17 protein-coding genes are annotated in these 23,544 nt (G+C 70.3%); 4 read left to right on the top strand and 13 right to left on the bottom strand.

Features of this window, described 5'->3' with window-relative positions; all coding sequences use genetic code 11:
• Positions 1–10: 10 nt before the first annotated feature.
• Entirely contained in the window at positions 11–2,134 is a 2,124-nt protein-coding gene (locus QFZ74_RS23810; RefSeq protein ID WP_307622846.1) for a type IIA DNA topoisomerase subunit B, read from the bottom strand.
• A 434-nt stretch (positions 2,135–2,568) separates the two neighbouring features.
• Here QFZ74_RS23810 and QFZ74_RS23805 point away from each other — a divergent pair, with 434 nt between their 5' ends.
• Entirely contained in the window at positions 2,569–2,799 is a 231-nt protein-coding gene (locus QFZ74_RS23805) for a hypothetical protein (protein ID WP_307622845.1), read from the top strand.
• Positions 2,800–2,901: 102 nt separating this feature from the next.
• On the opposite strand, the gene QFZ74_RS23800 is transcribed toward QFZ74_RS23805, so the two are convergent.
• From QFZ74_RS23800 to QFZ74_RS23775, 6 genes are all read right to left on the bottom strand, one after another.
• Complete coding sequence (locus tag QFZ74_RS23800) at positions 2,902–3,768, bottom strand: trypsin-like serine protease (RefSeq protein ID WP_307622844.1); 867 nt, start codon at positions 3,766–3,768, stop codon at positions 2,902–2,904.
• A 130-nt stretch (positions 3,769–3,898) separates the two neighbouring features.
• Positions 3,899–5,431 carry an RNA polymerase sigma factor gene (locus QFZ74_RS23795; protein ID WP_307622843.1) on the bottom strand — a complete coding sequence of 511 codons (1,533 nt, stop codon included), beginning with the start codon at positions 5,429–5,431 and terminating at the stop codon, positions 3,899–3,901.
• Between the two features lie 451 nt (positions 5,432–5,882).
• Positions 5,883–6,770 (bottom strand): FadR/GntR family transcriptional regulator, encoded by an 888-nt coding sequence (locus QFZ74_RS23790; protein WP_307622842.1) that lies wholly within the window; start codon positions 6,768–6,770, stop codon positions 5,883–5,885.
• 162 nt (positions 6,771–6,932) lie between these two features.
• Positions 6,933–9,047, bottom strand: coding sequence for an ATP-binding cassette domain-containing protein (locus tag QFZ74_RS23785; protein WP_307622841.1), 2,115 nt, complete (start codon positions 9,045–9,047; stop codon positions 6,933–6,935).
• A 151-nt stretch (positions 9,048–9,198) separates the two neighbouring features.
• Positions 9,199–9,957 carry an NUDIX hydrolase gene (locus QFZ74_RS23780; RefSeq protein WP_307622840.1) on the bottom strand — a complete coding sequence of 253 codons (759 nt, stop codon included), beginning with the start codon at positions 9,955–9,957 and terminating at the stop codon, positions 9,199–9,201.
• A 157-nt stretch (positions 9,958–10,114) separates the two neighbouring features.
• Positions 10,115–11,728: a DUF4192 domain-containing protein gene (locus QFZ74_RS23775; RefSeq protein ID WP_307622839.1), complete on the bottom strand. Its 1,614-nt coding sequence runs from the start codon at positions 11,726–11,728 to the stop codon at positions 10,115–10,117.
• 140 nt (positions 11,729–11,868) lie between these two features.
• Between QFZ74_RS23775 and QFZ74_RS23770 the strand changes: the two genes are divergently transcribed.
• Positions 11,869–14,034, top strand: coding sequence for a RecQ family ATP-dependent DNA helicase (locus tag QFZ74_RS23770; RefSeq protein ID WP_307622838.1), 2,166 nt, complete (start codon positions 11,869–11,871; stop codon positions 14,032–14,034).
• Positions 14,035–14,268: 234 nt separating this feature from the next.
• On the top strand, positions 14,269–14,889 hold the full coding sequence (locus QFZ74_RS23765; protein WP_307622837.1) for a hypothetical protein: 621 nt from the start codon (positions 14,269–14,271) through the stop codon (positions 14,887–14,889).
• 274 nt (positions 14,890–15,163) lie between these two features.
• Here the strand turns inward: QFZ74_RS23765 and QFZ74_RS23760 are convergent, their stop codons facing one another.
• The 4 genes from QFZ74_RS23760 to QFZ74_RS23745 all read right to left on the bottom strand — a co-directional run bounded on the left by QFZ74_RS23760 (position 15,164) and on the right by QFZ74_RS23745 (position 18,114).
• The gene (locus QFZ74_RS23760) at positions 15,164–15,802 is read right to left on the bottom strand and encodes a hypothetical protein (protein ID WP_307622836.1); all 639 of its coding nucleotides are present in this window, start codon (positions 15,800–15,802) and stop codon (positions 15,164–15,166) included.
• 68 nt (positions 15,803–15,870) lie between these two features.
• Positions 15,871–16,572, bottom strand: coding sequence for a ribonuclease HII (locus QFZ74_RS23755; RefSeq protein ID WP_307622835.1), 702 nt, complete (start codon positions 16,570–16,572; stop codon positions 15,871–15,873).
• 225 nt (positions 16,573–16,797) lie between these two features.
• Positions 16,798–17,445 carry a histidine phosphatase family protein gene (locus QFZ74_RS23750; RefSeq protein ID WP_307622834.1) on the bottom strand — a complete coding sequence of 216 codons (648 nt, stop codon included), beginning with the start codon at positions 17,443–17,445 and terminating at the stop codon, positions 16,798–16,800.
• Positions 17,446–17,508: 63 nt separating this feature from the next.
• Positions 17,509–18,114 carry a YdbC family protein gene (locus QFZ74_RS23745; RefSeq protein WP_307622833.1) on the bottom strand — a complete coding sequence of 202 codons (606 nt, stop codon included), beginning with the start codon at positions 18,112–18,114 and terminating at the stop codon, positions 17,509–17,511.
• Between the two features lie 149 nt (positions 18,115–18,263).
• Between QFZ74_RS23745 and QFZ74_RS23740 the strand changes: the two genes are divergently transcribed.
• The gene (locus tag QFZ74_RS23740; RefSeq protein ID WP_307622832.1) at positions 18,264–18,797 is read left to right on the top strand and encodes a TerD family protein; all 534 of its coding nucleotides are present in this window, start codon (positions 18,264–18,266) and stop codon (positions 18,795–18,797) included.
• A 782-nt stretch (positions 18,798–19,579) separates the two neighbouring features.
• Here QFZ74_RS23740 and QFZ74_RS23735 read toward each other — a convergent pair.
• On the bottom strand, positions 19,580–22,474 hold the full coding sequence (locus QFZ74_RS23735) for a vitamin B12-dependent ribonucleotide reductase (protein ID WP_307622831.1): 2,895 nt from the start codon (positions 22,472–22,474) through the stop codon (positions 19,580–19,582).
• Positions 22,475–22,635: 161 nt separating this feature from the next.
• Entirely contained in the window at positions 22,636–23,187 is a 552-nt protein-coding gene (gene nrdR / locus QFZ74_RS23730) for a transcriptional regulator NrdR (protein ID WP_307622830.1), read from the bottom strand.
• Positions 23,188–23,544 lie beyond the last annotated feature (357 nt).

Below are 23,544 nucleotides of genomic sequence, written 5' to 3'. Positions count from 1 at the left end.
CGACGGGCGGTTACGCGTCGATCCGCGAGCGGTCGAGCGTCGCCGCCGAGCTGGAGATGAACTCCTTGCGCGGGGCCACGTCGTTGCCCATCAGGAGGTTGAAGACCTCCTCGGCGGCGTCCAGGTCGGAGAGGTTGATCCGGCGCAGGGTGCGGTGACGCGGGTCCATCGTGGTCTCGGCGAGCTGGTCGGCGTCCATCTCGCCCAGACCCTTGTAGCGCTGGATGGAGTCCTTGTAGCGGATGCCCTTGCTCTTGAACTCCATGAGCTTGTCGCGCAGTTCGCGGTCCGAGTAGGTGTAGACGTACTTGTCCTGGCCCTTCTTGGGCTGGATGAGCTCGATGCGGTGCAGCGGCGGCACCGCGGCGAACACCCGGCCGGCCTCGACCATGGGCCGCATGTAGCGCTGGAACAGCGTCAGCAGCAGACAGCGGATGTGGGAGCCGTCGACGTCGGCGTCCGTCATCATGATGATCTTGCCATAGCGGGCCGTGTCGAGGTCGAAGGTGCGGCCCGAGCCGGCTCCTATGACCTGGATGATCGCGCCGCACTCGGCGTTCTTCAGCATGTCCGTCACGGACGACTTCTGGACGTTGAGGATCTTGCCACGGATCGGCAGCAGCGCCTGGAACTCGGAGTTGCGGGCGAGCTTGGCCGTACCGAGCGCGGAGTCGCCCTCGACGATGAAGAGTTCGCTGCGCTCGACGTCGTCGCTGCGGCAGTCGGCGAGCTTGGCGGGGAGCGAGGAGGACTCCAGGGCCGTCTTCCGGCGCTGCGCGTCCTTGTGCTGGCGCGCCGCGATGCGCGTACGGGCGGCGGCGACCGCCTTCTCCATGACGACCCGGGCCTGGGCCGCCTGGTCGCGCTTCGTGGAGGTCAGGAACGCCTTGAGCTCCTTGGTGATCACGTTGTTCACGATGCGCCGGGCCGCGGACGTCCCCAGGACCTCCTTGGTCTGGCCCTCGAACTGCGGCTCGGCGAGACGCACGGTGACGACCGCGGTGAGGCCCTCCAGGGCGTCGTCCTTGGTGATGTCGTCCTCGGCGACGCGCAGCAGCTTCTTGGCGCGCAGCACCTCGTTCATCGTCTTGGTGAGGGCCTGCTCGAAGCCCGCCACGTGGGTACCGCCCTTGGGCGTGGCGATGATGTTGACGAACGACTTCAGGGTCGTGTCGTAGCCGGTGCCCCAGCGCAGCGCGACGTCGACGCCGAGCTCGCGGGTGACCTCGGTGGGCGTCATCTGGCCGTGCTCGTCCAGGACCGGCACGGTCTCCTTGAAGGTGCCCTGGCCCGAGAACCGCTGGACGTCACAGATGGGCCTGTCGGGCGCCAGGTACTCGCAGAACTCGCTGATGCCGCCGTCGAAGCGGAAGGACTCCTCGCCCTTGCTGCCGCCCTCACCGAGGCCGTACTCGTCACGGACGACGATGGTCAGGCCCGGGACCAGGAACGCGGTCTGGCGGGCGCGCTGGTGCAGCGTCTCCAGGGAGAGCTTGGCGTCCTTGAGGAAGATCTGGCGGTCGGCCCAGTACCGCACGCGCGTGCCGGTACGGGTCTTGGGGATCTTCTTGGCCTTGTTCAGACCGCCCTTGGGCTCGAACTTGGCGTCCGGCCCGATCGCCGCGAAGGAGCCGGGCGTGCCGCGGCGGAAGCTGATGCCGTGGGTGTGGCCGCCGCGGTCCACCTCGACGTCGAGGCGGGCGGACAGGGCGTTCACCACGGAGGCGCCGACGCCGTGCAGACCGCCGGAGGCGGCGTACGAGCCGCCGCCGAACTTGCCGCCGGCGTGCAGCTTGGTCATGACGACCTCGACGCCGGACAGACCTGTCTTGGGCTCGACGTCGACGGGGATGCCGCGGCCGTTGTCGCGGACCTCCACGGATCCGTCGTCGTGGAGGATCACCTCGATGTGGTCGCAGTAGCCGCCGAGGGCCTCGTCCACGGAGTTGTCGATGATCTCCCACAGGCAGTGCATCAGGCCGCGGCTGTCGGTCGAGCCGATGTACATACCGGGGCGCTTGCGCACGGCCTCGAGGCCCTCGAGGACGAGCAGGTGCCGCGCGGTGTAGTTGGAGCCGTCCCGGTCTGCTCCTGCCAGCAGCGCAGTGGACGGCACGGACGTTTCGGCGGTCACGCGGTTCGCTCCTCGCTGAATTTCAGTTGGGCCCTTCTGGGGAAAGGGCGCGGCTTCGGTTGCCGCCATGAGGGTACCGAGGCCTGGTAGAGCCGTTGTCACGCCACCCTCGTCTGGGCTTCAGACTAGTCCACGGTCGCATGGGTGTTCGATCCCTCGAAGGGGTGAAGCACACATCACGTTCCCTTCGAGGCATGAACCATTTAGGCTCCGGGCACGTCCTCATGAACAACCGGCAACCCAGCCGGGAGGACGAAACCGATACACAGCGCGAACCCGTACGACACACGCACTACGGCACATTCGCCGCCAACCGGCAGCAGACAGCAGCCCCGAAAAGATTTTTTCGAGGAAAAGCCACGAGCGGGAACGTTTTCGGGCTGGTTGGATGTTGACCCTGGTACGACAGCTCGTCGAGCTAGAGAAGAGGCGACGTGACTACTGTTCTGACCCCCGCGAGCCCGCTGACGGCCGCAGATCGGTGCGACCGCTGCGGCGCCCAGGCATACCTGCGCGTCGTCCTGCTGAGCGGCGGAGAACTGCTCTTCTGCGGCCACCACGGCCGCAAGTTCGAGCCGGAACTCAAGAAGATCGCCGCTGAGATACAGGACGAGACGGAGCGGCTGACGTCCGCTCCCGCAACCGCCTCCGAAGAAGAACGCTGACCTCGCGTCCCCGACGAGCCTGAGCCGGCCTGAGCCGGCGAACGGGCGGCCACCCCCGGCAGGGAGGTGGCCGCCCGTCCTCGCCTCCAGGCTCGGGACGCCTCAGGCACCCTTGCGCGGCGGCGGTGAGCCGTCGGCATCACCGAGGTCCAGCTCGGACACGATCTGGGACACCCTCGTGTAGACACCGGGGCTCCCGGGTCGCCCGCAGCCGCTCCCCCAGGACACCAGACCGATGAGCCGCCCCTCGGGGGCGACCAGCGGGCCGCCGCTGTCGCCCTGACAGGCGTCAGGGCCGCCCTGGACCTCTCCGGCACACACCATGGACTCGGCCCGGTAGACCCCGTCGGCACCACCGGAGTAGGCGTCCTCGCACTGGGAATCGGGCAGCACGTGCATGCGTGCGGCCCGCAGATGCCGCGTGTAGTCGCCGGTGCCCGTCACATCACCCCATCCGAAGACCTCGGCGCTCGTTCCCGGCGCGTAGGCCGGGTCGCCCTTGGCCGCCATGTCGATGACCGCGCTCTTGGGCACGGGGTCGGCGAGGGTGAGCACGGCGAAGTCCCCGATGTTGTGTTCCGCGTCGTAGTCGGGGTTGACCCGCACCTCGCGTACCGGGATCTCCTTCCCCTCGGACGACAGCAGGTCCGTACGCCCCGTGATGACCTTGAGGTCGCGCAGCTGGTTCGGTGGGCCCCCCAGGACCTCCTCGGCCATGCAGTGGGCGGCGGTCACGACAGTGGTCCGGCCGACGGCCACGCCTCCGCAGAACTGTCCCGCGCGCGTACCCCCGAACCGGTCACGGCTGGACAGCGCGACCGTCCAGGGGCCCTGGGAGACGTCGACGGGGAAACCGCCGACGACGACACCATCGGCGGCCACGGGGGCCGCGCTCACCAGCGGTATGACGGTTACGGCGGCCGCGAGGACCAGCGGCCGGATCAGTTTCCGCACAAACGAAGGACGCATGCACGCTCCTCACTCTGGGTGCCAATGGGACACCCAGAGTCATCCAGAGCGCCGCACCCCGCAGCACGAAGGCCCGGCTCCCACAGGGGGATCCGGGCCTTCGACGTCCTACGACGGTGTCTCGGTCGACCTAGTCGAGGTAGTCGCGCAGCACCTGCGAACGCGACGGGTGACGCAGCTTCGACATGGTCTTCGACTCGATCTGGCGGATGCGCTCACGCGTCACGCCGTAGACCTTGCCGATCTCGTCCAGGGTCTTCGGCTGGCCGTCGGTCAGACCGAAGCGCATGGAGACGACGCCGGCCTCGCGCTCGGACAGGGTGTCCAGGACCGAGTGCAGCTGCTCCTGCAGGAGCGTGAAGCTGACGGCGTCGGCGGGGACGACGGCCTCGGAGTCCTCGATGAGGTCACCGAACTCGCTGTCGCCGTCCTCGCCCAGCGGGGTGTGCAGCGAGATGGGCTCGCGGCCGTACTTCTGGACCTCGATGACCTTCTCCGGGGTCATGTCGAGTTCCTTGGCCAGCTCCTCCGGGGTGGGCTCGCGGCCCAGGTCCTGGAGCATCTGGCGCTGCACGCGCGCGAGCTTGTTGATGACCTCGACCATGTGCACCGGGATACGGATGGTGCGGGCCTGGTCGGCCATGGCGCGGGTGATCGCCTGACGGATCCACCAGGTGGCGTACGTGGAGAACTTGTAGCCCTTGGTGTAGTCGAACTTCTCGACCGCGCGGATCAGACCGAGGTTGCCCTCCTGGATCAGGTCCAGGAACAGCATGCCGCGGCCGGTATAGCGCTTGGCCAGGGAGACCACCAGACGGAGGTTGGCCTCCAGAAGGTGGTTCTTGGCGCGGCGGCCGTCCTCGGCGATGATCTCCAGCTCGCGCTTGAGCTTGGGGGCGAGCTTGTCGGCGTTGGCCAGCTTGTCCTCGGCGAACAGACCGGCCTCGATGCGCTTGGCGAGCTCGACCTCCTGCTCGGCGTTGAGCAGGGGAACCTTGCCGATCTGCTTGAGGTAGTCCTTGACCGGGTCGGCGGTGGCGCCGGCCGCGGCGACCTGCTGCGCGGGCGCGTCGTCCTCGTCCTCGTCGGACAGCACGAAACCGGCGCTCTCAGCAGTGCCCTCGGGCTCGTCACCGCCGCGCTTGGTCTCCTCCAGCGCCTCGTCCTCGACGAGCTCGACGTCGTCCTTCTTGGCGGTCTTCTTGGCCGCCGTCTTCTTGGCGGTGGTCTTCTTCGCGGCCGTCTTCTTGGCCGTCGTCTTCTTCGCGGCCGCCTTCTTGGCGGACGTGGTCTCCTCGGCAGGGTCAGCAGCGGGGTCGGCCGGGGCGGCCGTCGTGGCGGTGGCCTTCCTGGTGGTCACCGCCTTCGCCGCGACCGTCTTGGTGGCGGTGCGCTTGGCCGGACTCTTCGCTGCGACGCTCTTTCGGGTGCGCTTGGGCTCCGCGGCACTGACCATCAGCGTCACACCCTCTTCCTCGAGGATCTGGTTGAGGCTGCGCAGTACGTTCTTCCACTGAGTGGCCGGGATCTGGTCAGCTTCGAAGGCCCGACGCACATCGTCGCCGGCGATCTGCCCCTCAGCCTTTCCCCGCTCAATGAGCGCCATGACAGAGACGGATTCGGCAATCTCCGGCGGGAGCGTACGGGATGTGCTGGCCGACACGAACAACCTCTCGGAACGTTGGAAAACGGCTTCCGGCCCCGTCCGTGACGGACAGGAGCCGACCACCGGCCTGGGGATGGGCCGACGGCGCGGGCGGGGGCCGGGGAAGATTCACAGCGCCTTGACAGGCGTCCGTATTCCCTCCGCGGCAGTCACCTCTTAGGTCATCGCACTGACCCCACGAGCGTTACGCCCAATCTTCGTGGCCCGGGTCACACCCCGTAAGGACGTAAAAACGGTCAGATATGGGCAAGGTGGGTGATCGACGACCTGAATCAGGGCCGCTACGCCGACCGTTCCGCGGCGTCACACCGCCGGGCCGCGCCGGCCTCCAGCGGACCCTGCGGGATCCGGACGGGATCCGGCGGGGTCCGACGGCGGACGGCTCCTGGGCCCGGCGCTGCCACGAGGACGCGGCGCGCGCTCCGACCGCACCGGCCGCGGCGCGAGATCAGTGCTCGCGCGGCGCGGGCACCACACGCTCCACCTCAGGGTGGACCGTCAGCAGCTGACGCATGGCCGCCTCGGCCGCCGCGCCGTCGGCGGTGCCGAGGGCGTCGACGATCCGCGCGTGCTGGGCGAGCGAGGCGTCGTTCGGCCGGTCACAGCTGATGACCGGGCCGCCGGAGACCTGGAGGGCGGCCGAGACGATGCCGGAGAGGTGCTCCAGCATGCGGTTGCCCGCGATCTGGATGAGCAGCGAGTGGAACTCGGCGTCGGCCCGGGAGAACGTGAGCACGTCGCCCTGCCCCATCGCGTGGCTCATGATCTCGACCATGTCGGACAGGCGCTGCTGGACGTCCTCACGGCCGTGCCCGGCGGCGAGGCGGGCGGCGAGCGGCTCGATCGTCCAGCGCAGCTCGTTCAGTTCCCGGCGCTGGTCGTCGCGCTGCGGCCCGAACGCCCGCCACTCGATGATGTCGGGATCGAGGAGGTTCCAGTCACTGACGGGACGCACGCGCGTGCCGACGTTCGGGCGCGCGCTGACCAGGCCCTTGGCCTCGAGGACGCGAAGGGACTCGCGGACGACGGTGCGGGAGACCTCGAAACGCTGGCCGATCTCCTCGGGCACCAGCGGGCGGTCCGCGCCCAGGTCGCCCGAGACGATCATCTGACCCAGCTGTTGGACGAGCTGGCCGTGCAGCCCGCGGCCGCGGTTGCCCGCGGCGCGCCGGCCCACACGGCCCAGCTCGGGGTCCGCGCCGTCCCAGGGGGACGCTCCGGGCCGGTCGGTGGCGGGGGACTCCGCGTAGGGGTAGCGGTCGAGTTCGCCCGGACCGGCGAGGCCGGTGTCTGCGGAACGGGCGGCGGTCATCATGGTGTGCGCAAGGGTACTCACGGATCTTTTGTCGGCGTTGTTTCCAACTCCCTTGAGGTCTTTGGTGAAAAGCACACGAAAGGGTGATCGCTCACCCCGTCGCAATTGACGCCTTATCGGAAAGAAATGGGCTTTCCCCGGGGAGTTGTGCGCACGGAGGGTCCGAAAGCGCACCGACCGCCGTCATCGGACCCTGCTTCGCAGGGTCGTGAGCGCGTACGCGCACAGCAGGGCGGTCAGCGACAACCCCAGTGCGCCGCCGACGGGTTGGGCGAGGCCGCGGGCCACCGCGACCAGGTAGCGCTCTCCTCCGAAGGGCCACTGCAGCAGGAAGATCTCGCGCATCCGCACCGGGATTCCCACGGCAGTTCGCACGGTCGCCCCCTGAAGCGCCTTCTGCACAAGGGGAAGAACCACGACGGGTACGGCGAGTACCGCGGCGAGTCCGCCGGTGATCGACCGGAAGACGCCGGACGCCAGCACCCCGGCCCAGGCGCACCCGATCACGAGTCCGGTCCAACTCACGCTCAGCGCGAGCCAGTCGGCGGGAACTCGGGCGACGTCCCGTCCGTAGAGGACATAGAGCAGCCCGGCGTCGCATCCGGTGGTGAGGGCAGCCAGCAGCAGGGCGGTGGCGCCGGACACGAGCAGCTTCGCGGTGAGCAGCCCCAACCGGCGCGGCACGGTGCCGCGGTCCGCCGCCAGGGCGGGGTGGCGGAATTCGTCGCCGAAGGCCAGCGCGCCGAGCAGCCCCGCCCCGAGCGCTGCGGGCGGCAGCGGAAGTTCCTGCGGCCAGGCCGCGAACAGGCGCGCCTGCGGAGTGTGCCCGAGGCGGGCGAGCACCACGGCGACGACGGCGGACACCACGAGCACGGCGCCGCAGACCAGATAACCCGTGCCGATCCCGGAGGCGCGGCGGAGCTCGTAGCGGAGCGGACGCAGAGGGCTGGGGGCGGAACGGACCGAGATGGGAGGCGGGAGGGCGGCCGCGGACGGCGAGTCGAGGGGTCCGGCCGGGCGGGCGCGGCCTGTCTGCGGCTGGGGAGAGGTCGTGTCCCGAAGGGGCACGAGGTGTACGTCGCGGAGCTCCGGCGACTCGCGTGAGGGTGCGGCGGCGTCCGGTTCATCGTCGGCGTCCGATGCGGAGGTGCTGTCGGGAGCATCGGGCGGGGGCGCGTCCTCGGGGACAGGGCCCTCGGGACCTTGCGACTGCCCCGGCACCAGCAGATCCACCGAGGTCGGCTGGCGGCTGGGGGCGGCCTGTTCGTCCGAAGTCCGCTCCTGATCCGTCGAGGACTGATCACCGAGGGCGTGCGACTGACGGGCCGACAGATCACGGCGATGGTGCTCGCCCTCCGATGCCGCCGATGCGACAGGCTCGTCGCCCGACCTCTGCGCCTGCGCGGGCAAAACCTCCGCACCGGGACCCATGTCACCGATTTCGTCCGCGAGTTGATGGACGAGGATGCCGTTCCGGAACGCCACCTCGCCGACGTCGGCGGTCGTACTGCCGTACACCGAGAGGCGGTTGCCGCCCTCTCGCACCACCTCGAGGGAGTGCCGGCCTGTGCGGGCCTCCCTGGAGAGGACGGCCGCGAGGCGGGCGACGTGCGGGCTGCGGACGGCCACGCGGGGACGCAGCCGGGTGCGGGCGAACTCCGCACCCTCCTGGTCGGCGACCAGCCTGCCGGACTCCAGGGTGACGACGTGATCGGCCGTGCGGGCGGCCTCCTTGGGGTCGGCCGTGGTGAGCAGGACCGTGCCGCCCTGACTCGCGTGCGCCTTGAGTACGCCGTGCAGCCAGCGGCCTTCCCGGGCGGACAGCCCGTACGCGGGCTCGTCCAGCACAAGCGTGTGCGGGTCCGCCAACAGGGCACACGCCAGTCCCAAGCGGCGGTCCATGCCACGCGACAGCGTGCCCAGGCGCTCCTCGCTCAGCCCCTCGAGGCCGACCACTTCGAGGACCTCGTCGGCACGCCGCGCCGGCACGCCCGCCGCCGCGCACAGCATGCGCAGGTGCCCCCGGACCGAGCGGGCCGGATGACCCGGTACGTCGCCCAACAGCACGCCGACTTCGCGCGACGGGTGGGCGATCCGGTGCAGGGGTCGCCCCCTGAAATAGCTGATACCGCGCCCCTGCTGGAGTTCGAGCATCAGCTTGAGTGTTGTCGTCTTGCCCGCGCCCGGCGCTCCCAGGAGGACGGTGACACGGCCCGCGCGCGCCTCGAAGGAGACATCGTCGACGACGGGCGGGTGCGCCTTGCGGGGGTTGCTGGTCAGTCCGAAGGCCTGGATCACCTGCAGCAAGATAGCGCGCTGCGCCCGGTTTTCCCGGTATCACCCGATCTGCGATTCCGCAAGAGCACCCGCTTCGCCCGGACCCTTGTCCGACGTCCGGCATCCGACCGGGACGAGGAGCCCGCCCGTCCCCCGCTGCCCCCGCCGCGCGTCACACCTCGGGACGCAGCATCGGGGGGTTGAGCAGGGCGGCACCGCCGGCGCGGAAGAGCTGAGCAGGACGGCCACCCTGGCGCGTGGTCGTACCGCCGGTCGGGACGAGGAAACCGGGGGTCCCGGTCACCTTGCGATGGAAATTGCGCGGATCAAGGGCCACGCCCCACACCGCCTCGTACACCCGGCGCAGCTCTCCGACGGTGAACTCCGGCGGGCAGAACGCCGTGGCGAGAGACGAGTACTCGATCTTCGAGCGGGCCCGCTCCACCCCGTCCCCGAGGATCTGGGAGTGATCGAAGGCGAGCGGGGCGATGGGCTCGCCCTCACGTCCGTAGCCGCCCTGCTGGAGCAGTTCCTCGACCGGGACCCACCGCGCGTTGCTGGCGTCGCCGCCCGCCCGCGGCGCGGGCAGGTCCGGGGCGAGGACGAGATACGCCACGCTGACCACGCGCATGCGCGGGTCGCGCTTCGGGTCGCCGTAAGTCGCGAGCTGTTCGAGATGAGCGCCGTTGTGCTGGGCCGGAGCGGAGGGGTCGTGGGCGCACAGCCCCGTCTCCTCGTCCAGCTCACGCGCCGCCGCCTGCGACAGGTCCTCGTCAGCCCGTACAAACCCGCCGGGCAGGGCCCAGCGGCCCTGGAACGGCGGCTCGCCCCTGCGTACCGCCAGCGCGCACAGGGCATCACGTCGCACGGTCAGCACGACCAGGTCCACGGTGACGGCGAAGGGTGGAAAGGCTGACGGGTCGTAGGGCATGCCGCGATCATAGTCGTCTTCCTGACGATAAACACCCGCACGAAGAAGACGCTCCCGCCCCTCGATGACCAGAGACCGTCGTCGCCGAGGGGAACGGCGCGGGATCGCCCGTCTGACGTGCGGCGTCATGGCCGCCCAGGCCGCCGCCGGACGCAGCTCACGCTTCCCCGACCATGTCGTCACCCCCGAATCGCCCGGCTCCCCAGGGAGTCGCTCCACGTCCTGTGTCGGCCTTCCCCGCCGCCCGCGCGCGTGCGCCGCTTGCCCTCGACACACCGGGGCGCGTACGACCGTCGCCCGGAGGCTTGCGCCGCGTCGTGTCGGGGCGCGTACGCCGGCCTTCCGGCCGGGCCGCGCGGGGCTGACCGTCGGTGCCGTCCCCGGAACGGCCGCGGCGCCGTCGACGCGGCCGGGGCTGCGCCTGCGACGCCCCCTCGCGGGACGCAGAGGCATTCTCGTCCGCCCGGTCCGGGTCCGGCCGGCCCTCCCGCACAGGCTTCTTCGCGTCCTTCACTCCCTTCGCGTCCTTCACTCCCTTCGCTTCTTTCGCTCGCGCCTGCGCGTACTCCGCCCGCCCCGCGCGTTCCGCGCGCAGGACGCGGCGGATCGACTCCGGGTCCAGGCCTTCGTTGCACGCCTGGTGCAGCAGGCGGGCGAACAGGTAGTCGTGGTCCGCGCCCAGGGCCATGGCCAGGGCCTCCCTGGCCTCCAGGTCGTCGCCGGTCGACCAGGCGACCCAGCCCGCGAGGGTGAGCGGCGCGGCGGCGTGCTCGCCGTACGGTCCGACGCAGCGGCGGGCCAGCGCGCGCCACAGGCGCAGGGCGGGTTCGGCCTCGTCGCCTTCCATCCAGGCGGCCGCCCGGTCCCGGGTCGTGCGGTCCTGAAGGCCGAGGATGAGCTTCGCCGCCTCCTCCGAGGTGAGCAGTTCGTCGTCGCGGAGGTCGGCCGGGAGGGTGCCGGACACCGGGGGCGCTGCGGCGAGCCGGCCGATGAGGCACTCGGCGAGGTCGAGGGTCTCCTCCGCCGCATCGCCGCGCGCCGCGTCGTCGAGGATGCGGGGCACCAGGGTCATGCCGACGGAGTCGAGAGCGATCTCCTGCTCCACTGCGGCGGCGGTCTCCCAGGGCAGCAGCCTCGCCCGCAACTCGCGCAGGCTGCCGCGCACTTGGATCCCCGCATAGGTCGCCGCAGCCGCGAGGACGGAGGTGCCGGGCAGGCCCATCGGGGATCCGTTGTCCGGGCAGCACCCCTCGTTCGGGCAACAGTACGACCAGTAGCGTCCGTCCGAGATGCACAGGGCCTCGATGACGGGCACGTCGAGGCGGCCGCACTCGGTGCGCAGCAGCTGGGCGAGCGGCCGCAGGCGTTCCATCACGTCACGTCCCGACTCGCCCCGCTCCGGTTCCTGGCAGACGTAGGCGACCATCTGCTCGGGCCGGACTCCTCTGCGCTCGCTGCCGACCACCAGGCCCTCGGCCAGTTGCCGGGCGGCGGACTGCCAGTCGTCCTTGCCGGCGGGGATGCCGAGCCGGGCCCGGCCACCGAAGCGGCCCCGGCCGTCCCGGTCGTGGAGGGCGACCAGCACGATGCTGTCCTCGGGGCGGTAGCCGAGCAGGTACGGGAGGGCGTCGGCCAGTTCGGCGGGGGTCCGCAGGGTCACCTGGTTCTCGTGCGCGATCCGCGCGTCGGGGGCCTCTTGTCCCGTGACGTCGCCCCGGCCGGCGATGTCGCCGTTTTCGGAGGGTCCGGTCGTTTCGCTGTGGTTCGTCATGCCGAGACCATCTCGCGGATCACGAGATTCCGCTTGGGCCTGTGGATAAGTCCGGGCAGGTACACGGCAAGCGTCGGGCGTCACCGCTCCCGACGGCGCGGACCGCCCGATTGTCAGTGCCGTCCTGTTGGATGGGACGCATGGAGCACACGAGCAACGCGGACCTTCGAACGCAAGCCGATGCCGTCCTCGCCCGTCTCGTCGGGGACGCCTCCGGCGCGGCCCGGCTGCGCGAGGACCAGTGGCGGGCGATCGAGGCGCTGGTCGCCGAGCGGCGCCGGGCCCTGGTCGTCCAGCGCACGGGCTGGGGCAAGTCCGCGGTGTACTTCGTGGCCACGTCGCTGCTGCGCTCGCGGGGCAGCGGCCCCACCGTGATCGTCTCCCCGCTTCTCGCGCTCATGCGCAACCAGGTGGAGGCCGCGGCCCGCGCCGGCATCCACGCCCGGACCATCAACTCCGCCAACACCGAGGAGTGGGAGACCATCCAGGCGGAGATCGCGGCGGGCGAGGTCGACGTCCTGCTCGTCAGTCCGGAGCGCCTCAACAACCCCGACTTCCGGGACCAGGTCCTACCCGAACTGGCCGCCGCGACCGGGCTGCTCGTCGTGGACGAGGCCCACTGCATCTCCGACTGGGGCCACGACTTCCGCCCCGACTACCGGCGGCTGCGCACCATGCTCGCCGACCTTCCGCCCGGCGTGCCCGTGCTGGCCACCACCGCCACGGCCAACGCGCGCGTGACCGCGGACGTCGCGGAGCAGCTGGGCACCGGGGGTGGTTCCGACGCGCTGGTCCTGCGCGGTCCGCTGGACCGGGAGAGCCTCAGCCTGGGCGTGGTGCAGTTGCCGGACGCCGCGCACCGCATGGCCTGGCTCGCCGACCATCTTGACGATCTTCCTGGCTCCGGCATCATCTACACCCTCACGGTGGCGGCCGCCGAGGAGGTCACCGCCTTCCTGCGGCAGCGCGGGCACACGGTCGCGTCGTACACCGGCAAGACGGACAACGCCGAGCGGCAGCAGGCCGAGGACGACCTCCTCGCCAACCGGGTCAAGGCTCTGGTGGCCACCTCCGCGCTCGGCATGGGGTTCGACAAGCCCGATCTCGGGTTCGTGGTGCACCTCGGTTCGCCGTCCTCCCCCATCGCGTACTACCAGCAGGTCGGCCGTGCGGGCCGCGGTGTGGAGCACGCGGAAGTGCTGTTGCTGCCGGGCAAGGAGGACGAGGCGATCTGGGAGTACTTCGCGTCGCTGGCCTTCCCGGCCGAGGAGTTGGTGCGCCGCACTCTGGACGTCCTCGGGCAGGCGGACCGCCCCCTGTCGCTGCCGGCCCTGGAGCCGCTCGTGGAACTGCGTCGCTCCCGCCTGGAGACGATGCTGAAGGTCCTCGACGTGGACGGCGCGGTCAAGCGCGTCAAGGGCGGCTGGATCGCGACGGGACAGCCGTGGGCGTACGAGGCCGACCGGTACGCCTGGGTCGCGCGGCAGCGCAGGACCGAGCAGCAGGCCATGCGTGAGTACGCCGCCACGACCGAGTGCCGGATGGAGTTCCTGCAGCGCCAGTTGGACGACGAGGGCGCGAAGCCCTGCGGCCGATGCGACAACTGCGCGGGGGCGCGCTTCTCTGCGGACACCTCCGTCGCCGCGCTCGACGCCGCGCGCGTCGATCTGGGCCGCGCGGGCGTCGAGGTGGAGCCCCGGCGCCTGTGGCCGACGGGACTGCCAGCCATCGGCATCGACCTCAAGGGACGCATCCCGGCCGGCGAACAGGCCGGTTCGGGGCGCGCGTTGGGACGGCTGTCGGACATCGGCTGGGGCAACCGGCTACGGCCCCTGCTCGCGCCTCAGACTTCGGACGGGCCGGTTCCCGACGACGTGGCGAAGGCAGTGGTGGGCGTGCTCGCCGACTGGGCCACCGGCCCCGGCGGTTGGGCGCCGGGAGCGGCCGACGCGCAACCCCGCCCGGTGGGCGTCGTGACCGTCGCCTCGCGCACCAGGCCCGAGTTGATCCAGTCCCTGGGCGAGCACATCGCCAAGGTCGGCCGGCTGCCCCTGCTGGGATCGGTGGAGTACACCGGCGACGCGCCGCACGTCTCGCGCAGCAACAGCGCGCAGCGCCTGAAGGCCCTCGACGGCGCGCTGACCGTGCCGCCCGCCCTCGGCTCGGCACTCGCCGAGGCGCAGGGGCCGGTCCTGCTCGTGGACGACTACACCGAGACCGGCTGGACGTTGGCGGCCGCCGCGCGCCTTCTCAGAAAGTCGGGAGCCCAGGGCGTACTGCCGTTGGTGCTGGCTGTTCAGGGCTGATCGCGCGGCGCCCCATGGGTCAGCGGGCGGCTCTCGGGGTAGGGATATAAGCCCCGCACCCGGCGATAACCTTCGGTTCCTTCAATTGCACATTGCCGCATCCCAGTTCGACAGGAAGAATTGAAGTCCGCTCCCCGCACGGCTCGCCCGTGATCCGGTTGGGCTGCTGCTGCGGTGCGCGCTCCCCCGAATCCGACCTGCCCTCAGTATGGGCGCGTAGCCGAAGGGAGGAACGTGACCTTCGGATTCGCTCCGTCCTCGGCGGCATCGTTGTCCACGTCCGCGTCCGCCGTTTCCGCCAGCCGTCTGCTCGAGCCCGCGGAGTGGGCCGCCGCCGGGATCCCGCTGCTGCGCAGTCCGCGTGAGGTCGTCAGCGGGTTGCACGCCCGGCACGCCCCCAAGTCCGCCACCGCTGTCGTGGGCGTCCTCGATCCCGAGGAACGACTCCTGGCCAGCGCGTCGTTCACGCACCGCGCCTCGTCGGCCGACGGCTGGATGTTCCGCAACGTGCTGCTGGCGCAACTGCGCCGGGTCATCCCGCACGACCTGCGGCGCCGCACTCCCGTGCGCACCGCCGTGCTGCTCTACTGCCGCGACGGAGACGCGCGTTGGACGGAGGAGGACGGCGCGTGGATGTGGGGGCTGCGTGACGCCTGCACGCTGCACGGCCTGCGCTGCGGGGCGTACATCACGCTGACCCGCGACGGCTGGCAGGTGTTCGGCGAGGACCGCGGCGGGCGCAGACCGAACGCCGACTCCGCACCGGAACCCTTCGCCACCTCGGACGCCCCTCCGCCGCCGCCCCGCACGGGCGGTGCCGCCTCGGAGGTCCTGCGCCGGGCGGCGGCCCGCTGAGCGCGCGACGCCGACGAGCGCCGGTCGCACGTCCGGCTCCTGGCCCGGGAGCAAGTCCCGTGCGGGAGCCGGATCGTCGCCGCGCGCGGGGCACGGCGTACGACAGCCGGAGCGAGGACGTAGTCAGTCGTACGTCGAGCGGCCGTCCCTCGGCGAGGGACGGCGACCGCCGGGCGACCACCACTGGTCCGGGCACGCCGACGGGACCCGCGCACACGCCGCCGCAGCGGCACATCCGCGTGATCCCCGGTGCCCCGGACGTGAAGGGTGTGGCTCAGACGCCCGCGCCCAGCACCGAGTTGATCTGCTGCGGGTCGCCGCAGACGATCAGCAGGGCGCCGGCCAGGGTGTGGGCCAGAGGCAGAGCCGTGGCAACTCCGGATTCCGAGTCGCTGTTGACGGCGACGACGACCACGGGACGGGACGCGGCACGGGAGGTGAGCGCGGCGTCCGTGTAGAAGACGTCGTCGCCCGCGTCGTGCTGGGCCCAGTAGGACGCCTCGCCGAAGGACAGCTCGTGCGTGGCCCACGGGTGCGGGTCGCCGGTGGTGATCACCAGCACCTCACCCGGAGCACGGCCCGCGTCCAGAAGCAGGTCCACTGCCTCCTCGGCGGCGTCGAGCGCACCCTCGGCCGAGGCCGGGATCAGCTGGATCTGCGGGGCCGCGGCAGCGGCTGGAGCGGCCTGAGCTGGAGCGGCCTGAGCCGACGGGGCCGGCTTGGCGGCCACGTCGCGCGGCGTGCGTTGCGCCGACGGCGCGGGCCGGGGGCCCGGACGACCGGAGCGTGACGGAGTCACGGGACGGGGGCCGGGTACGGGGCGGGGGGTCGGCGCGGTACGGCTGCTGGCCGGAGCGACACGGGGACCCTGGGCACTCTCGTGAATCTGAGGCTCCTCGGGAATGAGAGGCATGACTTGATATCTATCAAACGTTGGTACGGCTCGCGTGACCGGGTGGCACACCAGTGCGAGCGGAATCGTCAGAAGTCGAAGCCGAGCTGGCCCTCGATCTCCGGAACGCTTCCGTTTGCCCCGGTGCGGACCTTCTTGAGGTGCCGCCACTGGGGCAGCGCATCAAGATACGCCCACGACAACCGGTGGTACGGGGTGGGGCCCCGCTTCTCCAGCGCGACCTTGTGCACGGGCGACGGATAACCGGCGTTGTCCGCAAACCCGAAGTCTGCATGGTCGACGCCCAGTTCGGCCATCATTTTGTCGCGCTGAACCTTGGCGATGACCGAGGCCGCCGCCACTGCCACACAGGAACGGTCGCCCTTGATCACCGTGCGAACCTGCCAGGGCGCGCCCAGGTAGTCGTGCTTCCCGTCGAGGATCACCGCGTCGGGCCGGACCGGCAGGGCCTCCAGGGCGCGTACCGCCGCGAGCCGCAGGGCCGCGGTCATCCCCAGGTCGTCGATCTCCTCCGGGGAGGCGCTCCCCAGCGCATAGGCGGTCACCCACGTCTGAAGGACCTTGGCCAACTCCGTGCGTCGCCTGATGGTGAGCAGCTTGGAGTCGGTGAGACCCTCGGGCGGCCGACGAAGGCCGGTGACCGCCGCACAGACGGTGACAGGCCCGGCCCAGGCGCCGCGCCCCACCTCGTCGACACCGGCGATGACCTTCGCTCCGGTCGTGGCGCGCAGGGAGCGCTCAACGGTGTGAGTCGGTGGTTCGTACGGCATGGCGCCCTTAGCCTACGCCGCCGAGATCGCCGAGCGACACCCCGGCCCCCGACCAGGCCGGTTTGTACGCTCGCACCGCCCCATGCGCCGCACATCCACTGCCCGAACAACGCCCTGCGGTCACGCTGAGTTCCCGGCGGGCACGGAGGGTTCGCGGATGTGGTGAGCGTCTCCTCCCGCCCGTCCTTGCCGGACACAGCGGCCCGGCGTTCAGTACGGCGATCTTCAGTACGGCTCCGGGTCCCGCCACTGCTCGAACGGCCGGTCCAGGGTGTACTTGCCGTCGTCCCCGAGCACGAGCATGCGCGTCTCGGCGTTCCCGGGGTTCGCGAGAGCCTCGAATTCCGCGACCGACCAGTGGAACCAGCGCATGCAGAACAGCCGCATGGCCAGGCCGTGGGTCACCAGTAGGACGTTCGGCGGGTGGTCGGGGTCCTCGAAGCTGCGGAAGAGGCTCTCCAGGAACCCGCCGACGCGGTCGTACACGTCCGCCCCGGACTCGCCCTGCGGGAAGCGGAAGAAAAAGTGCCCGTAGGCGTCCCGGTAGGCCTTCTGGAGCTTGACGTCGTCGCGGTCCTGCCAGTTCCCCCAGTCCTGCTCGCGCAGCCGGGGCTCCTCGCGCACCCTGGTCAGCTCGGGGTCGAGCTGGAAGGCGCGAAGGGTCTCGTGCGTCCGCCGGTACGGGGAGACGTACACGCTCACGCGCTCACGCCCGAAGGTCTCCCGGAGCACCTTCCCCGTCTCGGCCGCCTGCCGCCAGCCCCGTTCGGTGAGGGCGAGAGCGTGGTCGGGTTCGCGTTCGTACACGGAGTCGTCGATGTTGCCGGTCGACTCTCCGTGTCGGACAAGGACGATGCGCCGAGGTCGTGCCATGCCGAAACCCTAAATCGACGGCCGCCGAAGCGAGCGGTCGTAGGGGGTTCCGTACGACACAGGTCACACGGTCCAGCTCGGTTCCAGCTCCACGATGTCGCCCGTGAGCGCGGCGACGTCCGCCTCGGTCTGGGCGCGCAGGGCGAGGCGCTCCACCCGCTCGGTGCGGTACTTGCCGTGCTCGGCGGCGGACCGCCACATCGACAGGACCAGGAACTCGTGCTGCGGTGCGTCCGCGAACATCCCGCGGATCATGCCGGGCGATCCGGCCATCGCGGGGTTCCAGACCTTCTCCTGCATGAGGACGAAGTTGTCGACCCGCTCTTCGTGGACACGGCAGTGAGCGACGCGGAGCAGGTCGGTGTCGGTGAAGCGGGGCTCGAAGCCTGTCTTCACGTCGAACCGGTACTCGAACAGCTTGGCCTGGCCGTCCTTGAACGTGCCGGACTGGGACGCCGCCAGCCGGTCGTGCGAGCGTGCCATGAAGGAGTCGTAGAAGGCACGGCTCTCCCAGAAGGCGAAGAGGTGCGCCACGCCGGGTCGCTGCCGGCTCCAGCCTCCGCCCTGTCCCCGAAACCCCGGCTCCCCCAGAAGCCCCGCCCATTTCCGCTGCCCCCGCTCGAATCCACGGCGGTCCACCACGGTGCAGCGAATCCACTTGACCAGCACCGCGCCATCGTAAGGCCCAGGGCAACGCATCGGTCGGGCTACGGCGGAGATCACCCGCGCGTATGTCCCGCGCGCGTGGCACGATGGAGAACGAGCCTTGACCGCACACTAGTTGGGGCAAGAGCCCGTGAGGGGGAAGGGGACGCGTGGTGAGCGGCTTCAGCAAGGGGATTCGCAAGGTCGAGGTCGCACTGAAATGGGACCCGAGCCCGGCAGGACAGACGCCCACGGACCTGGACGTCGTCGCCGCGACGTACACGGCCGGCGATCCGTTCGGGACGCCGGCGTACGTGGTGCACTTCGACAGCCGCTCTCCCGACGGCACCATCTTCCTCAACCGGGACAGCACCGACGGCAAGGGCTTCGGCTGGGACGAGGTCATGACGCTCGAACTCGAGCGGCTGGCCGGCGAGTACGCGCGCGTGGTGGTCGGTGTGGTCATCCAGCAGCGGCCCGCGGAGCGGACGTTCATCCACGTGCTGAATCCGTCCGTGCGCATTCGGGAGGGCTACGAGGTCCTGGCCGAGGACGACTTCGGCTCTGTCCTCGCGGCGACGGCGGCGAGGGTCGCGGAGTTCGTGCGCGACGAGTCCGGCAGCTGGAACTTCCACCCCGGAGTGCATGGTTACGAGGGCGACCCTGCGACGTTCACCCGGGTCATGGGCCGCGCCCACCAGCCCTGACGGTCAGCCCGTGCAGGGCGCGACGGTGGCGAGGGTCCCGGCGAGTGCGTCCAGGACGGCTCGACGATGCGTCAACGGCCGTGGCGGCGGCTCGTCCGTGTGACGCGTCCGGTCCCGGCTCGCCCGTCCCGAAGGCCTCGGCGACCGGAACCAGCCACTGCACCGACTCGTCCTCGGTCAGTCGGGGTGACTGAGGATCCGCGCGAGCGCGTAGGCGATGCGGTCGTCCTCCTGCGCGTCGAAGAGGTGCCCGGTGAGAGCCAGCAGCCGGGCTCCGGCCAACTGGCGAGCAGCTACGGGCCCTGGCCGGGGCGCCGCGCCAGAGCGGCCAGCAGATCGGCCCCGTGCACGGCCGCGTGCAACCAGCCGAGCGACGGGTCGTGGCCGCGCGGATTCCGCCTCGGCGGGACACCAGTCGGCAAAGCCCCGCCACCACCCCGGCCGCCACTCCCCCGCCTCGACGAGCCGAGCCAGCACCAACGGCGCGAACGTCCGTGGCTGCACGCCGAAATCGCGGAAGTGAGCGACCATCCGTCCCCGAGCCACTGCCGCTCGCTCCCGTCCAGCCCCTGTGTCCGCCGCACGACAGCGCCGTACGCCCCGTCGTCCCGCACTCCGGGATCGACGGACCGCAGATCCACGACAAGCCCGGCTCTTGAGCAGTCGGCTCCGGCATGGGAGCGCCGACGTGGACCGAGCCCGGACATGACGCGAGGCGGGGAAAGCCTCATCGGGCCTTCCCCGCCTCGTGGTTCAGGTGAGCGCTGTCACCTCAGCCGGTGTCAGCTGCAGCCGCTGGTCGAGCCGCAGCCCTCGCAGATGTAGCAGGAGCCGGCGCGCTGCATCTTCGTGCCGCAGGAGAAGCACAGCGGGGCATCGGCCTGGATGCCCAGCTGCATCTCCACCAGCTCGGCGCTGGTGTGGGCCTGCTTCGGGGCGGGCTGGGCCGCCTCGGGCTCGGCCTTCGGCGCGGCGATGGCCTTCAGCTCGGTCTGGCGCGGCGCCGACTGGGCCAGGCCCTCGACGTCGACCTCGTCCTCGTTCGGCTCGTAGGAGCCGGTCTCGAGGTGACGCTGACGCTCCTCGGCGGAGTGGATGCCGAGCGCCGAGCGCGTCTCGAAGGGCAGGAAGTCCAGCGCCAGGCGGCGGAAGATGTAGTCGACGATCGACTGCGCCATCCGCACGTCCGGGTCGTCCGTCATGCCGGCCGGCTCGAAGCGCATGTTGGTGAACTTCGAGACGTACGTCTCCAGTGGGACGCCGTACTGGAGGCCGACGGAGACGGCGATGGAGAAGGCGTCCATCATGCCCGCGAGGGTCGAGCCCTGCTTGGACATCTTCAGGAAGACCTCGCCGAGGCCGTCGTCCGGGTAGGAGTTGGCCGTCATGTAGCCCTCGGCGCCGCCGACGGTGAAGGACGTGGTGATGCCGGGACGTCCCTTCGGGAGGCGCTTGCGGACCGGGCGGTACTCGACGACCTTCTCGACCGTCTCACGGATGGTGGCCTCGGCCTTCTCCGTGATCTCGGTCTTCTCCTTCTCCTTGGTCTTGGCGGAGAGGGGCTGGCCGACCTTGCAGTTGTCCCGATAGATCGCGAGCGCCTTGACGCCCATCTTCCAGGCCTCGAAGTAGACCTCTTCGACGTCCTCGACAGTCGCCGTCTCCGGCAGGTTGACCGTCTTGGAGAGCGCGCCGGAGATCCACGGCTGAATCGCGGCCATCATGCGGACGTGGCCCATCGCGGAGATGGAGCGCTCGCCCATGGCGCAGTCGAACACCTCGTAGTGCTCGGTCTTGAGGCCGGGGGCGTCGATCACATTGCCGTGCTCGGCGATGTGGGCGACGATCGCCTCGATCTGCTCCTCCTGGTAACCCAGGCGGCGCAGGGCCTGCGGGACGGTGCCGTTGACGATCTGCATCGAACCGCCGCCGACCAGCTTCTTGAACTTGACCAGGGCGAGGTCGGGCTCGAGGCCGGTGGTGTCGCAGGACATCGCGAGACCGATGGTGCCGGTCGGGGCGATGACCGACGCCTGGGAATTACGGAAACCGTTCTTCTCGCCGAGGCGGACCACGTCCTGCCAGGCCTCCGTGGCGGCGGCCCAGATCGGGGTGTCCAGGTCGTCCATGCGGACGGCCACGGTGTTGGCGTCGGCGTGCTGCTGCATGACGCGCAGGTGCGGCCCGGCGTTGCGGGCGTAGCCGTCGTACGCGCCGACGACCGCGGCGAGTTCGGCGGAGCGCTTGTACGACGTACCGGTCATCAGCGAGGTGATGGCGCCGGCCAGGGCGCGGCCGCCGTCGGAGTCGTACGCGTGGCCGGTCGCCATCAGCAGGGCGCCGAGGTTGGCGTAGCCGATGCCGAGCTGGCGGTACGCGCGCGTGTTCTCGCCGATCTTCTGCGTCGGGAAGTCCGCGAAGCAGATCGAGATGTCCATCGCGGTGATGACGAGCTCGACGACCTTGGCGAAGCGCTCGACGTCGAAGGACTGGTTGCCCTTGCCGTCGTCCTTGAGGAACTTCATCAGGTTCAGCGAGGCGAGGTTGCAGGACGTGTTGTCCAGGTGCATGTACTCGCTGCACGGGTTCGAGCCGTTGATGCGGCCGGACTCCGGGCACGTGTGCCAGTGGTTGATGGTGTCGTCGTACTGGATGCCCGGGTCGGCGCAGGCCCAGGCGGCCTCGGCCATCTTGCGGAAGAGGGTCTTGGCGTCGACCTCTTCGATGACCTCGCCGGTCATCCGCGCGCGGAGGCCGAACTTGCCGCCCTCCTCGACCGCCTTCATGAACTCGTCGTTCACGCGGACCGAGTTGTTGGCGTTCTGGTACTGGACGGACGTGATGTCGTCGCCGCCCAGGTCCATGTCGAAGCCCGCGTCGCGCAGGGCGCGGATCTTCTCCTCTTCCTTCACCTTGGTCTCGATGAAGTCCTCGATGTCGGGGTGGTCGACGTCGAGGATGACCATCTTGGCGGCGCGGCGGGTGGCGCCACCGGACTTGATGGTGCCGGCGGAGGCGTCGGCGCCGCGCATGAAGGAGACCGGGCCGGAGGCGTTACCGCCCGAGGACAGCAGCTCCTTGGAGGAGCGGATGCGGGAGAGGTTCAAGCCGGCGCCGGAGCCGCCCTTGAAGATCATGCCCTCTTCCTTGTACCAGTCGAGGATCGACTCCATGGAGTCGTCGACGGACAGGATGAAGCAGGCGGAGACCTGCTGGGGCTGCGGGGTGCCGACGTTGAACCAGACGGGGCTGTTGAAGCTGAAGATCTGGTGCAGGAGGGCGTAGGCCAGCTCGTGCTCGAAGATCTCGGCGTCCGCGGGCGAGGCGAAGTACTTGTAGTCCTCGCCGGCCTGCCGGTACGTCTTCACGATGCGGTCGATCAGCTGCTTGAGGCTGACCTCGCGCTGCGGCGTGCCGACGGCACCGCGGAAGTACTTGCTGGTGACGATGTTGACCGCGTTCACCGACCAGAAGTCGGGGAACTCGACGCCACGCTGCTCGAAGTTGACCGAGCCGTCGCGCCAGTTGGTCATGACGACGTCACGGTGCTCCCAGGCCACCTCGTCGTACGGGTGTACGCCGGGGGTGGTGTGGATGCGCTCGATACGCAGCCCCTTGGTGGCCTTGCCTCCCTTGGCGCGGGAACCTCGTGCCGGACCGCTCGCCGTCTCTGTCATGCCGCCTCCCTGTACGGGCTAAAACGCCCTGAAGTGCCCTGGTGTTCCCGTGGCACGGTGTTCTGTCATGTGTTGCGGGCACCCTCGGTGCCACCCGCAACAGGTCTTCGGTCGCCGCCTGCCGACCGGTTCCCGGACTCCGCCCGGCCCCGGTCCGCCGGTCAGTCGGCGGCGTGAGCGGGCACGGGTACCTGAGTGGACCCCCCGCACCCGCGGTCGTCTTCCTGGCTCCCCGCTGCCGCGCCCTCGCCGTCCACGGCGAGGCCTCTCGTCGCTTCCCTCAGTTCCGCGATCGCGGACTCGAAGTCCTCGAGCGAGTCGAACGCCCGGTATACGGAGGCGAATCGCAGATACGCGACGAGGTCGAGCTCCTGAAGCGGACCGAGTATGGCCAGACCCACGTCATGGGTGGTCAGCTCGGCGCTTCCGGTGGCGCGCACCGCCTCCTCGACCCGCTGGCCGAGCTGGGCGAGCGCGTCCTCGGTGACAGGTCGCCCCTGGCAAGCCTTGCGTACACCGTTGATGACCTTGGCACGGCTGAACGGCTCGGTGACTCCGGACCGCTTCACCACCATGAGCGAGCACGTCTCCACGGTCGTGAAACGACGGGAGCAGTCGGGACACTGGCGGCGCCTGCGGATCGACGTGCCGTCGTCGGTCGTACGACTGTCGACCACGCGGCTGTCGGGGTGCCTGCAGAAGGGGCAGTGCATGATCTCCAACCCTCCTCACAGCAGACCAACAGCCCCAAGAGGCCTCGTGGGACCCTCGGAGCAGCCCCAAGCATAGGCGATCCCAGAGACACCTCAGACCTCACCCACCACAACTTGTGGGCTGCTGTCGCAATCCAACCACTAGATGTGGGGATCGGCTCACGCATTGACACCACGCGCGTGTCGCGCGTGCGTGTCGCGACATCACAGGGGCCGCGCCTCCCGCGCGGGGCACCGGCGGGGACACGCGCACCGTACGCCGAGCCGTTGCGGGGCTTTCGGGGATACCGTGAGCGCCGCACGAAGGCCATGTAGGACTCCGGCGCAGAAGGGGACCGGCTCCCGGCCTCCGGAAGT

Source organism: Streptomyces sp. V3I7 (assembly GCF_030817495.1).
Classification (GTDB): domain Bacteria; phylum Actinomycetota; class Actinomycetes; order Streptomycetales; family Streptomycetaceae; genus Streptomyces.
This window is presented reverse-complemented; position numbering and strand designations above follow the sequence as displayed.